Annotated in this window: 14 protein-coding genes; 10 read left to right on the forward strand and 4 right to left on the reverse strand. The window is 72.8% G+C overall.

The window, feature by feature from the left end; genetic code table 11:
• Positions 1-43: 43 nt before the first annotated feature.
• A complete protein-coding gene (locus tag ACFV1J_RS09130) occupies positions 44-2125 on the forward strand; it encodes a glycoside hydrolase (RefSeq protein WP_385856635.1) in 2082 nt (693 codons plus the stop codon).
• On the opposite strand, the gene ACFV1J_RS09135 is transcribed toward ACFV1J_RS09130, so the two are convergent.
• From ACFV1J_RS09135 to ACFV1J_RS09145, 3 genes are all read right to left on the reverse strand, one after another.
• Positions 2089-2754, reverse strand: a complete 666-nt coding sequence (locus ACFV1J_RS09135; RefSeq protein ID WP_385856636.1) for a response regulator — start codon at positions 2752-2754, stop codon at positions 2089-2091. The genes ACFV1J_RS09130 and ACFV1J_RS09135 overlap by 37 nt on opposite strands.
• Before the next feature lie 150 nt (positions 2755-2904).
• Positions 2905-4302, reverse strand: coding sequence for a sensor domain-containing protein (locus ACFV1J_RS09140; protein WP_385856637.1), 1398 nt, complete (start codon positions 4300-4302; stop codon positions 2905-2907).
• A gap of 104 nt (positions 4303-4406) precedes the next feature.
• Positions 4407-4847: a hypothetical protein gene (locus tag ACFV1J_RS09145; RefSeq protein WP_385856638.1), complete on the reverse strand. Its 441-nt coding sequence runs from the start codon at positions 4845-4847 to the stop codon at positions 4407-4409.
• A 241-nt stretch (positions 4848-5088) separates the two neighbouring features.
• Between ACFV1J_RS09145 and nirB the strand changes: the two genes are divergently transcribed.
• From nirB to ACFV1J_RS09170, 5 genes are all read left to right on the forward strand, one after another.
• Positions 5089-7755, forward strand: a complete 2667-nt coding sequence (gene nirB / locus ACFV1J_RS09150) for a nitrite reductase large subunit NirB (protein ID WP_385856639.1) — start codon at positions 5089-5091, stop codon at positions 7753-7755.
• A gap of 14 nt (positions 7756-7769) precedes the next feature.
• On the forward strand, positions 7770-8174 hold the full coding sequence (gene nirD, locus ACFV1J_RS09155; protein ID WP_385856740.1) for a nitrite reductase small subunit NirD: 405 nt from the start codon (positions 7770-7772) through the stop codon (positions 8172-8174).
• Positions 8175-8282: 108 nt separating this feature from the next.
• Entirely contained in the window at positions 8283-8801 is a 519-nt protein-coding gene (locus ACFV1J_RS09160) for an SRPBCC family protein (protein ID WP_385856640.1), read from the forward strand.
• A gap of 161 nt (positions 8802-8962) precedes the next feature.
• A complete protein-coding gene (locus tag ACFV1J_RS09165; RefSeq protein ID WP_385856741.1) occupies positions 8963-9259 on the forward strand; it encodes an ArsR/SmtB family transcription factor in 297 nt (98 codons plus the stop codon).
• Positions 9260-9558: 299 nt separating this feature from the next.
• Positions 9559-10503, forward strand: coding sequence for an oxidoreductase (locus tag ACFV1J_RS09170; protein WP_385856641.1), 945 nt, complete (start codon positions 9559-9561; stop codon positions 10501-10503).
• 144 nt (positions 10504-10647) lie between these two features.
• Here the strand turns inward: ACFV1J_RS09170 and ACFV1J_RS09175 are convergent, their stop codons facing one another.
• A complete protein-coding gene (locus ACFV1J_RS09175) occupies positions 10648-11139 on the reverse strand; it encodes a hypothetical protein (RefSeq protein WP_385856642.1) in 492 nt (163 codons plus the stop codon).
• A 631-nt stretch (positions 11140-11770) separates the two neighbouring features.
• Here ACFV1J_RS09175 and ACFV1J_RS09180 point away from each other — a divergent pair.
• From ACFV1J_RS09180 to ACFV1J_RS09195, 4 genes are all read left to right on the forward strand, one after another.
• Complete coding sequence (locus ACFV1J_RS09180; RefSeq protein WP_385856643.1) at positions 11771-13756, forward strand: APC family permease; 1986 nt, start codon at positions 11771-11773, stop codon at positions 13754-13756.
• Positions 13757-13870: 114 nt separating this feature from the next.
• Positions 13871-14668, forward strand: a complete 798-nt coding sequence (locus ACFV1J_RS09185) for a maleylpyruvate isomerase family mycothiol-dependent enzyme (RefSeq protein ID WP_385856644.1) — start codon at positions 13871-13873, stop codon at positions 14666-14668.
• A gap of 147 nt (positions 14669-14815) precedes the next feature.
• The gene (locus tag ACFV1J_RS09190; RefSeq protein WP_385856645.1) at positions 14816-15277 is read left to right on the forward strand and encodes a hypothetical protein; all 462 of its coding nucleotides are present in this window, start codon (positions 14816-14818) and stop codon (positions 15275-15277) included.
• 137 nt (positions 15278-15414) lie between these two features.
• Positions 15415-15894, forward strand: a complete 480-nt coding sequence (locus ACFV1J_RS09195) for a hypothetical protein (RefSeq protein WP_385856646.1) — start codon at positions 15415-15417, stop codon at positions 15892-15894.
• Positions 15895-15904: the final 10 nt, after the last annotated feature.

Raw genomic sequence — 15904 nt, forward strand, 5'->3', positions numbered from 1 at the left:
CGGTTCTTAGAAGCCTCTTAAGACCGTTCACTATCCAGTCCTCATGACCTTCTTCACGAACCGTCCGCTTCCCAACTCCCTTTTTCCCAGGCCATATCGGCGCGCCACCGCCCGCCTCCGGGCCACCCGCGTCCTCGCCGCCTCCCTCGCGCTCGCCTCGACGGCGCTCGGTGTGACCGGATGTGACAGTGCGGCCGCCGGGACGCTGCACGGGAGCAAGCTGGAGTTGCCCGTTGCCGGTGGTACCGCCGTCGTGGACACCGGGACGCTCGCGGTGAGTGCGCGGGCCGGGGACGGGCGGCGGATGGTGTTGTCCGAGGCAGCGGCGGCGGCCGGGGGCGGGCTCGGGAAGCCGGGGGCGGTGACGCGTACGGCGGACGGGGTGCGCTGGAGCTATCCCGCGAAGGGGCTGACGGTGACGGCCGGGGTGGAGCACGGGCGGCTGCGGATCCGGCTGCGGGCCGAGCGGGACGGGTCGGTCAGCTGGCCGGTGACCGGGACGGACCGGGCCGCCTCGTCCGTTCAACTGCCTCGGGGGGAAGGGCTGGACATCCCTGTGCGGGACGCCTTCTGGAACGGGGAGTCGGAGAAGGGCGGGTTGGCCGGGAGCAGCGTCGATGTGGGGGCGGAGCTGTCATTGCCCTTGTGGGGGTATGCGCTGGACGGCCCCCAGGGGGCCGGGAGGCAGGGGCACGGGGTGAGTTATCTCGTGCCGAGCGACATCGGGACGTCGTTGCGGTTCGCTTCGGTGGGCGGTCGGCTGCGGAGTACGGCCGTCCATGCGTTTGACGGGGGTGCCGGGACCCGGGAGTACGACGTCTCGTTCGCGCTCACCGACGGCGATCCGGTCGCACCGGCGGACGACTACCGCAGGTATCTCGCCCAGCACGGGCAGCTCGGCAGTCTGCGGCGGAAGATCCGGCAGAACCCGGCCGCCGCCAAGCTGCTCGGGGCGTTCCATGCGTATGTGTGGGGTGAGGCGCGGACCGCCGCCGGGGTCGACAAGCTCAAGCGGCTGGGGGTGGGGCGGATGTGGCTCGGGTACGACTCCGGGCCGCACCCGATGGACGCCGCGGCGGTGCGGGCCGCCAAGAAGGCGGGCTATCTCGTCGGGCCGTACGACTCGTTCGCCAACGGGCAGGACCCGAAGACCGCCGACAGTCCCACCTCCGCGTGGCCGGACCGGGTGTACCCCGACTTCTGTATACGAAAGGCGGACGGCACCCCGGAGACCGGCTTCGGCGGCCGCGGCTGCTACCTCAGCTCGCGCGCGTTCGAGAAGGCCGAGCCCGGCAAGCACTATCTGGCCGACCGTACGCGCACGATGACCGCCAACGGGGCGGACAGCTACTTCCTCGACGTCGACGCGACCGGGGAGGTGTTCCGGGACCACGGTGCGGGACACGAGATGACGAAGGCGGGCGACCGGGCCAACCGGCTGGCCCGGATGCGGCGGCTGTCCCGGGACTTCGTCCTGGGGTCGGAGTCGGCCCAGCCCTGGGCCAACGAGGTGCTGGCGTTCAACCACGGCTCGGGCACCCCGGTCGCCGACGGCCTGTGGAAGCTGGAGCGCGACAAGCCGGTCTGGGGCGGCTACTACCCGGAGAACGCGCCGAAGGCGTTCTTCAAGCCGGTGCGGCTGCCGGCCGGTGTGGCGAAGGCGATGTACGACCCGACGTACCGGGTGCCGCTGTACGAGACCGCGCTGCACGGCTCGCTGGTCAACGTCGAGCGCTGGGAGCTGTCGTACGAGAAGCTGCCGGCGCAGAAGACCACCCGGGCGCTGCTGGCGATGCTGTACAACACGCCGCTGAATTACGCGCTGGACGGGGCCTCGCTGAGCGAGCACGGGGGTGAACTGGCGGCGCTGCAGCGGTACTTCGCGCCGTTGCACCAGGCCGCGGGGACCGAGCGGATGACGTCCTTCCGGTGGCTGACCGGCGACCGCACCGTCCAGCGCACGGTCTTCGGCAACGGCACCCTGACCGTCACCGCCAACTTCGGCCGCACGGCCCACGACGGGCTGCCGGGCGGCTGCGTCGACGCCAAGCTGCGCACCGACACGGCGCCGCGCCGGCTGTGCCCGGCTCAGCCCACGCCGGCGGGGCCCGCGGCCTCCAGGTAACGCAGCACCGCCAGCACCCGGCGGTGATCCGTCTCCGAGGGCGGGAGGCCGAGCTTGGCGAAGACATGGGCGACGTGCTTCTCGACCGCCCGCTCGGAGACGGTCAGGGCGGTGGCGATGGACTGGTTGGTGCGGCCCTGCGCCATCAGGGACAGCACCTCGTGCTCGCGCGGGGTGAGCGCGTTCAGCGCCCGGGACCGGCGGCTCGCGCCGAACAGCTGGGACACCACGTCCGGGTCCAGCGCGGTGCCGCCGGCCGCGACCCGCTCCAGCGCGGCCACGAACTCGCCGATGTCCATCACCCGTTCCTTGAGGAGGTAGCCGACGCCGGCGAAGCCCGCGCCGAACAGCCGGTCGGCGTAGGCGGTCTCCACGTACTGGGAGAAGATCAGCACGCCGGTACCGGGGTGGTCGCGGCGGAGCCGCACGGCCGCCCGCAGGCCCTCGTCCGTATGGCCGGGCGGCAGCCGGATGTCCACCACGGCGGCGTCCGGGCGGTGTGCGGCGACCGCGGTGAGCAGCGCCTCGGCGTCCGCGACGGCGGCCGCGACGGTCACCCCGCGCAACTCCAGCAGCTGGACCAGGCCCTCGCGCAGGATCGCGGAGTCCTCGGCTATGACGATGCGCATGGGGTCCCCCGTCGGGTTGTTGGGGCGTTGGGTTGTTGGATGGCCGGGTCGCCACGTCGTTGGGGTGTCGGGTCGCCAGGTCGTTGGGGCGTCGGGTCTGCCCCGGCCGGCCGCCGGCCCGCCCGCGCGCGCTCTTCACGCGGGCGCCCTTCACGCGGGCGCACGGTTCGTTGCCGGGTACGGGAGGCTGACCGTGATCACCGTAGGGCCGCCGGGCGGGCTGTCGCAGGTCAGGGTGCCGTCGACGGTACGGATCCGGGCCAGCAGCCCGGTCAGGCCGGTGCCCGCGCCGACCACCGCGCCGCCGCACCCGTCGTCCCGTACGGCCAGCAGCAGGGCCCGCTCGGGGCCGGTGCCCGGTACGCCGGCGGCGGGCTCGGTGCGTACGTCGACCGTCACCCGGGACGCGCCGCTGTGTTTGACGGCGTTGGCGAGCAGCTCCGCGGCGCAGAAGTAGGCAAGGGACTCCAGGGCCGGGGAGGGGCGCGGGCCGAGGGCGGTGCGCAGGGCCACCGGCAGCGGGGCGTCCGCGGTGAGGGTGGCCAGGGCGGTTTCCAGGCCCTGGTCGAGTGCGGGCGGGTGGATGCCCCGGACGAGGTGGCGCAGATCGGTGACGGCCTGGGTGGCGTTGCTCCGGGCCGTCTCCACCACGGCGAGCAGCCGGTCCCGTTCGGCGTCCTGGGTGATCAGTTCGCGGATGAGGGTGAGGTGCATGCCCAGGCCGACGAGCCGGGCCTGGGTGCCGTCGTGGAGATCGCGTTCGATGCGGCGGAGGGTGGCCACGGCGTCGTCGACGGCATGCGCCCGGGTCTCCTCCAGCGTGCGGATACGGGCTTCCGCGGCGCTCGGTCCCAGCAGGGCGCGCAGCAGCAGCCGGTGCGGGGCGCCCGCCCGGCGCACCAGCCAGGGCGCGAGCAGGACGAGCAGCGCACCGGCGGCGACCACCACGGTCCAGCGCGGCCAGCTGTCGAACTCCACGCCGTGGAACTGCAACGACACCCGGCGCACCGAGCCGTCCGCGCCGCGCAGGGTGACGTAGTTCCAGTGCCGCAGGACGGGGTGGGCGAGCGCCAGCAGGCCGTAGGCATAGCCCACCAGGACGGCGAGCAGCGGCAGCAGAGCGGTGAACGGGGTGAGCAGGGCGGCGGCGACGGCCCGCCAGCCGGCCGGGTCGCCGAGCAGCGCGCGCCGCCAGCCGAACGCCCCGCGCGCACCGCGCCGTCCCGCCGCTTCGATGTCCGCGCCCAACAGCCGGCGGACAAGGGCCAGTTGGAGCCCGCCCAGGCCGAGGGCGCCCCGTACGGTCAGCGCGAGCAGCCAGGGACCGAGGGCCGTCCACGACAGCACCGCGCCCAGCGCCAGCCCGGCCGGTACCAGGACCAGCCCGCAGAGCGCGAGGGGCGCGGCGAGCAGGGCATGGGCCAGGGCGGCGAGGCTGCGGGGCGCGAAGGGCGCGGTGAGGAGGGCCCGGGCCCGGAGGAGGCGGGGCGGGCGGGGGTGGGGGTTGGTGTCACGCGCGGTGTCAGGAGCGGTGTCGGGGGCACCCATGACGCCGGTGGGGTCCGTGGGATCCGTAGGGACCGTGGGCCCCGTGGGACCCGTAGGCCCCGAATCCGTGGGACCCGTGGGACCCCTCAAGGTCGTATTCAAGTTCAAGCGGGGTGCCGGGCCAGCCAGATCCCGCGGCCGGCGGCGATCAGGACCAGCGCGGCCACCACCGGGCCGAAGGCCATCAGGACCACGCCCGCCCCGATGTTCGCGCCGATCGTCCCGGCGGTCAGCACCCGCCACCCCCAGCCGGCCAGCAGCCCGGCCGCGAGCAGTGGGGACAGCACCTGCCACCAGCGCCGGTCGAAGGCGTGGTGGCACGTGGCGCGGGCCAGCGTCGCCGCGCTCACCAGCACGGCCATCAGGGCCAGCAGGCCCAGCGCGGTGTCCAGGCCCGGCGGCAGCTCCGGGGGCCGGACGAAATAGTCCAGCTGGGAGGGCGGTACGCCCTGGTAGTCGTCCTGTCCCAGCAGCCCCCACACCGCGACCGGTAAGGCCACGGGCAGCACGGCGGCGGCAGCCGTAGGTGTCCCCGGTATCTTCATGCGCCCATGATGGCGGGCAGCCCCCAGGGCGGCATGAGTAGGGGTACTCACCGGGTCACACCCGGGATCACACCCATACGGGCCCCGGGGCGCCCCGGAGCGGGCTCAGGGGGCGTCCCACGCGGCCCAGGGGCGTGCCCCACCGCCTCACACGCCCCCCGCCCCCGCACTGAGGCAGGCGTTCCGCCCGGGAAACAGCACAGATGCCGGCGGGTAACAGCGGCCCCGCACTCTGACGACCATGACCTCCACTCCTTCGTTCCCGGACGCCGCACCGGCCACCTCACCGGACACCGCCCCCACCATCGCCCTGATAGGCCACGGCATGGTCGGCCAGCGCTTCCTGGAAGAGCTCGCCGACCGCGGTGTCACCGAACGGGCGCGGGTGGTGGTCCTGTGTGAGGAGTCCCGCCCGGCCTACGACCGGGTCCAGCTGACCTCCTACTTCTCCGGCCGCAGTGCCGACGACCTGAGCCTGACCGATCCGGACTTCCTGGCCCGGCACGGCATCGAACTGCTCCTCGGCGACCCGGCCACCGCCGTCGACCGGGCCGCCCGTACGGTCACCGCCCGCTCCGGGCGGACCGTGCGCTACGACGCCCTGGTGCTGGCCACCGGGTCGTATCCGTTCGTCCCGCCGGTGCCCGGCAAGGACAGCGCCGGCTGCTTCGTCTACCGGACCCTCGACGACCTGCTGGCCATCGAGGAGTACGCGAAGAACGCGCGCACCGGTGTCGTGGTCGGCGGCGGCCTGCTCGGCCTGGAGGCGGCCGGTGCGCTCAAGGGCCTCGGACTGCGCACCCACATCGTGGAGTTCGCGCCGCGGCTGATGGCGCTCCAGGTCGACGAGGGCGGCGGCCGCGCGCTGCGCCGTACGGTCGAGGAGATGGGCCTGACGGTGCACACCGGCGTCGGCGGCAAGGAGATCGTCGCGGACGCGGCCGGGGCGGTGACCGCCATGGGCCTGTCGGACGACTCCCGCATCGAGACCGACCTGGTCGTCTTCTCGGCCGGGGTCCGCCCCCGCGACCAGCTCGCGCGGGACTGCGGGCTGCCCGTCGGGGAGCGCGGCGGCATCGTCATCGACGAGCAGTGCCGCACCGAGGACCCCGCCGTCTACGCGATCGGCGAGTGCGCGCTGGCCGTCGACGGCCGGGTCTACGGGCTGGTCGCGCCGGGCTACGACATGGCCAGGGTGGCGGCCGCCGAGCTCGCCGACCGGCTGACCGCGCCGATTGCCGGGGAGAGCTCCGCCGGGGAGAGCTCCACTGAGGAGAGCTCTGCCGGGGAGCGTCCCGGATTCACCGGCGCGGACCTCTCCACCAAGCTGAAGCTGCTCGGTGTGGACGTGGCCTCCTTCGGTGACGCGCACGGCGCCGCCGACGGCTGTCTCGACGTGGTCTACTCCGACGCCCGCAGCGGCGTCTACAAGAAGCTGGTGATCGGCGCCGACGGCGCGCTGCTGGGCGGGGTGCTGGTCGGCGACGCCGACGCGTACGGGGCGCTGCGCCCGCTGACCGGCACGGTGCCCCCGGTGGCGCCCGAGCAGCTGGTGCTGCCGGCCGGCCTTGAGGGCGGCGGCGCCGCGCTCGGCCCGGACGCGCTGCCCGGCGACGCGGTGATCTGTAGTTGCCACAACGTCACCAAGGACGCCATCCAGGCGTGCACCACCCTCCCCGAGGTCAAGCAGTGCACCAAGGCCGGTACCGGCTGCGGCAGTTGCGTGAAGCTGATCGGCCAGCTGCTGCCGCAGTCCGAGGACCAGGGCCTGTGCGGCTGCTTCGGGCACACCCGCGCCGAGCTCTACGAGATCGTCCGGGTCCGCCGGATCACCTCGTACGGCGAACTGCTGGACGCGTACGGCCGGGAGGAGGCGCGCGGCGGCGAGGGCTGCGAGATCTGCAAGCCCGCCGTCGGTTCCGTGATCGCCTCCCTCGCACCGTCGGTCGGCGCCGACGGCTACGTACTGGGCGGTGAGCAGGCGGCGCTCCAGGACACCAACGACCACTTCCTCGCCAACCTCCAGCGCAACGGCTCCTATTCGATCGTGCCGCGGATCCCGGGCGGCGAGATCACCCCGGAGAAGCTCATCGTCATCGGTGAGGTGGCGCGCGACTTCGGGCTCTACACGAAGATCACCGGCGGCCAGCGGATCGACCTCTTCGGTGCCCGCGTCGACCAGCTGCCGGCCATCTGGGCGCACCTGGTGGACGCCGGATTCGAGTCGGGCCACGCGTACGGGAAGGCGCTGCGCACCGTGAAGTCGTGCGTCGGTGAGACCTGGTGCCGCTACGGCGTCCAGGACTCCGTCCGGATGGCGATCGATCTGGAGCTGCGCTACCGGGGGCTGCGGGCACCGCACAAGCTCAAGTCGGCGGTCTCCGGGTGCGCACGGGAGTGCGCGGAGGCCCGCGGCAAGGACTTCGGCGTGATCGCCACCGCCGGCGGCTGGAACCTCTACGTCGGCGGGAACGGCGGCGCCACCCCGCGCCACGCCGATCTGCTCGCGCAGGACCTGAGCGACGCCGAACTGATCCTGCTGATCGACCGCTTCCTGATGTTCTACATCCGCACCGCCGACCGCCTGGAGCGCACCTCCGCCTGGCTGGAGCGGATCGAGGGCGGCCTCGACCACGTACGCGACGTCGTCGTACACGACTCCCTCGGACTGTGCGACGAGTTGGAGGCACTGATGGCCGCCCATGTCTCGCACTACCGCGACGAGTGGGCCGAGACCCTCGGCGATCCCGAACGGCTGTCCCGCTTCGTCTCGTTCGTCAACGCGCCCGGCGCGCCGGACCCGTCCGTCCGTTTCGTCCCGGAGCGCGACCAGGTCAAGCCGGACCTGACGTTGCTGGCCGGACCGACCCTGCCCGTTCGCACTCTGGAAGGGACCTCTGCCCGATGAGCCCGATGAGCCTGATGACCACCGCCGTTTCCGCCGAAGCGGCTCCCGTCCTCCCGGAAGCCACCGCCGGCACGGCGACCGCCTTCGTCGAGATCCGCTGCCCGGACAGCGGCGACTGGCTCCCGGTCTGCACGCCGGACGACCTCACCCCGGGGCGCGGGGTGGCCGCCCTCCTCCCGGACGGCACCCAGGCCGCGCTCTTCGCGGACCGGACCGGCCGGGCGTACGCGATCGGCAACCGCGACCCGTTCACCGGCGCCCAGGTCCTCTCCCGCGGCCTGACCGGCAGCGTCGACGGCCGCCCGTTCGTGGCCTCGCCCCTGCTCAAGCAGCGCTTCGACCTGGAGGCGGGCAACTGCCTCGACGATTCGTCGGTGTCGGTCCCGGTGTACGAGGTACGGGTGCGGAGCAACGACTGACCCGCACGCCAGCCGTCATGCAACCTCCTGGTTGCACCTCCCTCCTCTACGTGCAACCATTGGGTAGCACGTAGGGGGAGAGGAAAACCCAACGCCAGGAGGCACCTCATGACCACCCACGGCACCAGCGACAGCCACGGCAACGACACCGACGCACACGGCCGCGGCCGCGAGCGCAACCGCATCGAGCGGGAGATCAGCATCGCCGCGCCCGTCGAGCGGGTCTGGGCGGTCCTCACCGAGCCCGAGCACGTCGGCTCGTGGTTCGGCCAGGGCGCACCGACCCCGGTCGACCTCCGCCCGGGCGGGATCATGCACCTCGACCACGGCGAGTACGGCCAGTTCCCGACCACCATCGTCACCGTGGAACCGCCGCACCGCTTCTCGTACCGCTGGGCCAGCGCCCACCCGGGCGAGGTGGCCGTCGAGGGCAACTCCACCCTCGTCGAGTTCACGCTGACACCGGAGGGCGACGGCGGCACCCGCCTGCGGGTCGTGGAGACCGGCTTCGCCGAGATCGAGATCCCCGAGGACCGGATCAAGACCGCCGGTTACGAAAGCCACTCCGAGGGCTGGACCGCCCAGATGGAGAACGTCCGGCAGTACGCGGAGCGGCTCGCGGCATGACAGCGGCTCGCGACATGACGACGGGCGGCGGATCGGCGGACGGCAGGTCAGTGAACGGCAGGTCGACGGGCGGCGGATCGGCGGGCGGCAGGTCGACGGGCGGCAAGTCGGCGGACGGCGGATCGGCGGGCGCGGAACCGCCCGCCGACGCCGCGACGGAGGTGTTCGCCGCGCTGGCCGACCCGACCCGCCGCCGGATACTCGACGCCCTCGCCGCCCACGGCGAGGCGACCGCCACGGTCCTGGCGGCGGAGCTTCCGGTGAGCCGCCAGGCCATCGTCAAACACCTCGGCGTCCTGGACCGGGCCGGACTGGTCGCCGGCCACCGGGCGGGCCGGGAGGCGCGCTACCGGGTCGTACCGGAGCGGCTCGGGATCACCGCCCGGTGGATGGACCGGCTGGCCGCCACCTGGGACACCCGCCTGGCAGCGATCAAGCGCCTGGCGGAGGACGAGTGACATCGGCCGGCGGAGGGTGGGCCGGTGACGGGTGGCCGGTAACGGGTGGCCGCTAACGGGTGGCCGGTAACGGGTGGGCCGGTGACGGGTGGCCGGTGACGGGTGGCCGGTGACGGGTGGCCGGTGACGGGTGACGAGGGCCGACGACTGCCGCACCCGGCCCGACGAGCCCCGCGCGGGCGAACCCGGGGGCCCCGCCGTGCGCCGGGCTACTCGGGCGTAGGCTGAATGATCCGTCGGCTCGTCGGCCGCTGGTCCACCTACCCTCGGCCGCCGGCCCCGTAGGGAGGAGTGCAGGCGTGACCCGGTGGAACACCAGCCACATCCCCGACCAGACCGGCCGCTCGGCCGTCGTCACGGGCGCGAACAGCGGCATCGGCTACATCACCGCGCGCGAACTGGCGCGCCGTGGCGCCCGTGTGGTGCTGGCCTGCCGCAACACCTCGCGCGGCAAGGCGGCCCTGGACCGACTGCGGTGCGAAGTCCCCGGCGCCGACGCGGAGTTCCGTCCGCTCGACCTCGCCGACCTGTCCTCCATACGGGACTTCGCGGCCACCCTCCACGACGTCACCGGCGACCGCCTCGACCTGCTCATCAACAACGCGGGTGTGATGGCGCTGCCGTACCGCACCACCGCCGACGGCTTCGAGATGCAGTTCGGCACCAACCACCTCGGCCACTTCGCGCTCACCGGACTGCTGCTGCCCCGGCTGCTGGCCACCCCGGGAGCCCGGATCGTGTCCGTCTCCAGCATGCTGCACGCGCTCGCCGACCTGGACCACGACGACCTCAACAGCGAGCGCTCGTACCGGCGTTGGATCGCCTACGGCCGTTCCAAGACCGCCAATCTGCTCTTCGTCCATGAGCTGACCCGACGGCTCGCGGCGGCCGGTTCGCCGCTCGTCGCGGCCGTCTCGCACCCCGGTTACGCGGCCACCAATCTGCAGACCGCGGGCGCCCGGATGGAGGGCCGCAGCTCGACGGAACGGGCCATCGAGCTGGGCAACCGGCTGATCGCGCAGCCCGCGGAGGGCGGCGCGCTGGGCACCCTCTGCGCCGCCACCGCCCCGCACATGCGACCGGACTCCTTCATCGGCCCGCGCAACGGGCTGCGCGGCGCCCCGGCACAGTCCTTCCGCGCCCCCTGGACGAAGAACGACGCGAACGGCAAGCGACTCTGGGCCGCCTCGGAGCAACTGACCGGCGTGCACTACGACTTCAGCGCGACCCGCACGTCCGGCTGAGCGCTCACTCCGGTCCGGAAGCTCACTCACTCCGGGGGCTTACGCACCAGCCGTCGGCGCTCTCTTCAGAGCTGTTGGCGTTCACTCCAGAGCTGTAGGCGCTCACTCCAGAGCTGTAGGCGCTCACTCCAGAGCTGTCGGCGTTCACTCCAGACCGGACGCCTCGAACACCGCCCGTGCGCCGTCCTGGTCGATCCGGTCCGCCAGCGTCCGGAGCGTCGCCGCGCCGCAGCGCAACAATCCGCGCTCACGGGAGCGGCGGACCCCCTGGTCGAGACGGTGCCACAGCACGGGGTTGGCACTGAGGACCTTGGGGTCCAGCTCGACCCGGCCGCCCCGGGCGTCGCGGAGCACCAGCCGCGGCGCCATCCCGTCGGTGCGCCGTACGACGACGAGCTGGTCGGTCTCGACCCGGTGCCCGCGCACCAGCCCGCGGGACCTCAGCCAGCCGTCGCCGGCCGTCACCCGCGGCGGGAAGAGCACCGCGAACAGCACCAGCGCGACGGCCACCCAACACCCGGCGCGCCACGGTGTGAGCGTCCCGTTGGCGAGGTCGACCAACAGCATGACGACGAGCAGCCCGACCGTGCAGCAGAGCGCGGCGCGCAATTCGGGCAGCCAGGTCCGGTCGTGCACGGTCCTGTTGGCGGGCAGGGGAGGGGGGATCGCCGACCGGGCGACCGGCTGCCACCGCCGCGCGACCCGTCGTCCCCGGCCCTCGCCCCCGCCGTCCCCTCCCCCGTTGCCGTCCCCTCCCCCCTTGCCATTGCTGTTCCCGTCCCCGTCCCCGTTACCGTCCCCGTCCGTAGTGAAGCCGGGCCCCAGGCCCCGTCGCCGTCCCATGCCTCGACGCTAGGGCGGCGCACCGGGCCCTCCCCAGGCGTTTACAGGGCACTGATGCGACCGCCCCGAACCTTGACGTGGCGATGACGCGACGATGACGCGTCGTTGACGGGGGCGCCGGAAAGCGGCCACACGGGGCGCGGGATCCGGCCGTACGGGCGCGACGCATGCCCGCCTTCGGGTGGCGGCAGCCCAGGCGTCAACGTCCCGTAAAGAACGCCCTTTCGGGCGCCAAGGGGCCGCCAAGGCCGCTCGTCGGCGTCCACAACGGCCCGCACGCTGGCCTGGTCCAGCATCCAACATCCAGCAGACAGCAGACAGCAGACAGCGCAGCACAACCGGCTCAGCACGGTGCACCGCGCCACAGAGCGCACTGCCCGCACCGCACTGCCCCGCACCGCACCGCACGGAGGTACGACGAACGATGTCGACGGTGTCCCAGCCCGATGGCCGCCCGGAGGAACCCCCGGATACCGCCCGTGGTGCCCTCGCCTCCGACGCCCCCACCCCGGGTGCCCTCGCCCCAGGTGTCGTCACCCCAGGTGCCCTCACCCCCGGCGTGACCACTACGGACGCCGACCCCGACCTCGACACCGACCCCGCGCCCGCCCCCGACCCCGACGCCCGCCACCGCCTCACCGCGCTGCAGGGCCTGGCCGCCCTTTCCCTCGACGCCATGGCCTCCGTCGCGTACGGCCCCGAGTCGATCGTGCTGGTCCTGGCCGCGGCGGGTGGTTACGGGCTCGGCTTCACGCTCCCGGTGACGCTCGCCATCGCCGCCCTGCTGGCCGTCCTGGTCGCGTCGTACCGGCAGGTCATCGCCGCCTTCCCGAACGGCGGCGGCTCGTACGCGGTGGCCCGGACCCACCTCGGCCGCCGCGCCGCCCTGGTCGCCGCGGCCTCCCTCGTCCTCGACTACGTCCTCAACGTCGCGGTGTCCGTGACGGCCGGCGTGGCCGCGCTCACCTCGGCCTCCCCCGGCCTCTACGCCGACCGGGTGGGCATCTGCCTGGCCGTTCTGGTCCTGATCACCGGCGTCAATCTGCGCGGCATCGTCGACTCGGCCAAGGCGTTCCTCGTTCCCACCGCGGTCTTCATCGGCGCCATCCTGGCGATGGTGGTGGTCGGCCTCCTCCGCGACGCCCCCGCGTCCACCGTCACCGCCGCCGGCCACGCCTCCGTCGTCGCCCACAACGCCACCGCCGTGGGCGCCCTGTTGCTGCTCAAGGCGTTCGCGGCCGGCTGTTCGGCGCTGACCGGTGTCGAAGCGGTGGCGAACGCGGTGCCGTCCTTCCGGGCGCCGGCCGCCAAGCGGGCGCAGCGCACCGAGGTCGCGCTCGGGGCCCTGCTCGGCGTCATGCTGATCGGTCTGTCCGTATTGATCGGCCGGTTCCACCTCCAGCCGGTCGAGGGCGTCACCGTCCTCGCCCAGCTCGCGGACGCCTCGCTCGGCCACAACTGGGCGTTCTACGTCGTCCAGTTCGCCACCATGGTGCTCCTCGCGCTCGCCGCGAACACCTCCTTCGGCGGCCTGCCCGTCCTGATGGGCCTGCTCGCCCGGGACAACTACCTGCCGCACGTCTTCGGCCTGAAGGCGGACCGCCAGGTCCACCGGCACGGTGTGCTCGCCCTGGCCTTGGCCGCCGCGGTCCTCCTCGCCCTCTCCGGCGGCGACGTCAACACGCTCGTCCCGCTCTTCGCCATCGGCGTCTTCGTGGGCTTCACCCTCTGCCAGGTCGGCATGGTCCGGCACTGGCGCCGGGAACGCTCCGCCGGCTGGCGCGGCAAGGCCCTGCTGAACGGGTTCGGGGCGCTGCTCACCGGCGTCTCGGCGCTGGTCGTGACCGCCACCAAGTTCACCGAGGGGGCCTGGCTCATCGTCATCGCCCTGCCCGTACTGGTCCTCGCCTTCGAGGCGGTGCACCGCGCCTACGGACGGATCGGCGACCGCCTGGGCCTCGGCCGGATCCCCGAGCCCCCGCGCCGCGCCCACTCCCTCGTCATCGTCCCGGTCTCGCACCTGTCCCGGCTGACCTGCGAGGCCCTGAACGCCGCGGTGTCCCTCGGGAACGAGGTGGTGGCGGTCACCGTCACCTACGGCACCCCCGAGGACCGGCCGGCCACCGAGGCGCTGCGCCGCGACTGGGAGCTGTGGAACCCCGGCGTGGAGCTCCTCGAACTGCCCTCGACGACCCGCTCCCTCGGCCGCCCCATCGCCGACTACGTCACCGACCTGACCGCCCGCCGGCCCGGCACCCGCATCACCGTCCTCATCCCGGAGGCCGAGCCGGCCCGCCTGTGGCAGCGGCTGCTGCAGAACCAGCGCGGCGCGGTCGTCGCCCACGCGATCCGCCGCGACACGGACGCGGTGATCTGCCGGCTGCGGTTCCGACTGACGGCACCGTCGTAGCCGGTCGGTGTCGGTAATGAGTCCATCGGTCACGTCGTAGCCGGTCGGTGTCGGGAATGACCATCGGTCACGTCGTAGCCGGTCCCTGTCAGTGACGCCCCCTACGGTGACGTCATGCCCCCCGTGATGGATTACGACAGTCACTGCACCGAAATCGTCACCCAGGCCCTCCTGCTGGGCTCCGACCTCAAGGAGGGCACGGACCTCGGCCCCGTCGTCCCGTCCTGTCCGGACTGGAACCTCGCCCAATTGCTGCGGCACCTGGGCGAGGCCCACCGCTGGGTGGCAGAGATCGTACGGACCCGGGCCACCGCACCCCCGCCCGACACCGCCCTCCGCGTCCTCTCCCGGGACACCACCGAGCCCCCGGTCGCCCTCGCCGGCTGGCTCATCGACGGCGCGGAGCTGCTGGCCGCGACGCTCCGCACCGCCGGCCCGGACGCCCGTATCTGGACCCCGCTGCCCTCCGGGAGCCCCCGTTTCTTCGCGCGCCGTATGTGCCACGAGACGGTCATCCACCGGGCCGACGCCGCCCTCGCCCTGAACACCGACTTCTCCGTCACCCAGCCGGTCGCCCTCGACGCCCTGGACGAGTGGATGGAACTCGGCTCGCTGCCCGAGATGTTCGACTACCACCCGGACCGCCGCGCCCTCCTGGCCCCCGGCCGTACCCTCCACTTCCACGCCACGGACACCCCGCCGGAGGCCGCCGCCGACTGGCTCGTCGACCTCACCGGCGACGCCCTGGCCTGGCGGCGCGCCAAGGAGCCGGCCGCCGTCTCCGTCAGCGCCCCGCTGACCGACCTGCTGCTCCTCATGTACGGCCGCCGCTCCTCCGACCAGGAGGTCTTCACGGTCAACGGCGATGCGGAGCTGCTGGAGTTCTGGCTGTCGCTGGTCAACTTCGAGTGAGCGGCCGGCAGCGGACGCTCCGGGCGATCAGCGGGCGATCAGCCGGCGGTCAGCGGGCGATCATGCTCTCGGGCGAACCAATCAGGCCACCAGTGCGTGAGTTAAGTTGACCGTCATCGACAGGATCAGCGCCCAGGAGACAGCGACATGACCGATTCCGACCAAACGGGAAGCGACCCGACGGCGAGCGGCCTGCCGGGGGGCAACCCGGCCGGAAGCACTCCGCCCGCAGGCAATCCGCCGGTAGCCGGGGGCAACGGGTCTCTGCCGCCCACGCCTCCGCCGCTGCCCCCGCAGATGGCGGACGAGGGCCCCCGACCCGTCCCGGCGAACGCGGACGAAGCGCTCGAAATCGGCCGCGCCCACTTCCCCGAGGTCGGCTCGCCCGACGGGCCCGCCAGCCTGCACGTCCACGAATTCGACGTCGGCTACCTCATCTACGCCGGCTGGCCGCTCCCCGACGACCCCACCGCCCCGCCCTCCTCGCCCGGCGGAAGCAACGTCGTCATCAACAAGGAGAACGGCGACGTGACCTTCCTGCCCAACTTCCCCCCGGCCGAGGCCGCGGAGCTCTACCACCGCATCTACCGCCCGTCTTCCGAGGCCTGAGGCCAGGGCGGAGCCGGGCCGGCAGCACCTGTCGGTATGTCAGCGGCGACAGCTAAGCTTTACCTTGAACATCTCATTGAGCAACCATTACGAACGCGGGGGGCGTTGTGGCCGGAGCAGGCGGTTTCCAGACCGATGTGGAGTCCCTCAAAGCCGAGGGCACGAACTTCACCAAGCTCGGCGAGGACTTCTACCAGTCCGTGGCGCGGTTGATGAACGGCCTGAGTGCGCTGGGTGCCGGCCCGCCGGCCGACCCCTCGAAGGCGCCCAAGCCGGAGGAGAAGTCGTTCGGCCAGCAGTTCGTGAGTGGGCTGACGACGTTCGACAGCAAGGACGGCGCTCCGCCGTGGGGTGACGACGACATCGGCGAGAAGTTCGGCGTGGCCTACGAGGGCGTGCGCGACGGCATGTACGAGTCGATGGGCCACCTCTCCGCGAAGCTCCAGGAAATCGGCAAGGCGCTGACCGATATGTCCAAGAACCACGCGGAGAACGAGGACTTCAACGATGCGCTGATGAAGCAGCACGTCGACAACAAGCAGGCCTGGCAGGACCCGACGAAGCAGCAGCAACCCGACGAGGTGGTCACGACCGCCTGGTATCCGGCCAAGAACTGAGCCGCTGAGC

The organism is Streptomyces sp. NPDC059649, assembly GCF_042734445.1.
Classification (GTDB): Bacteria; Actinomycetota; Actinomycetes; order Streptomycetales; family Streptomycetaceae; genus Streptomyces.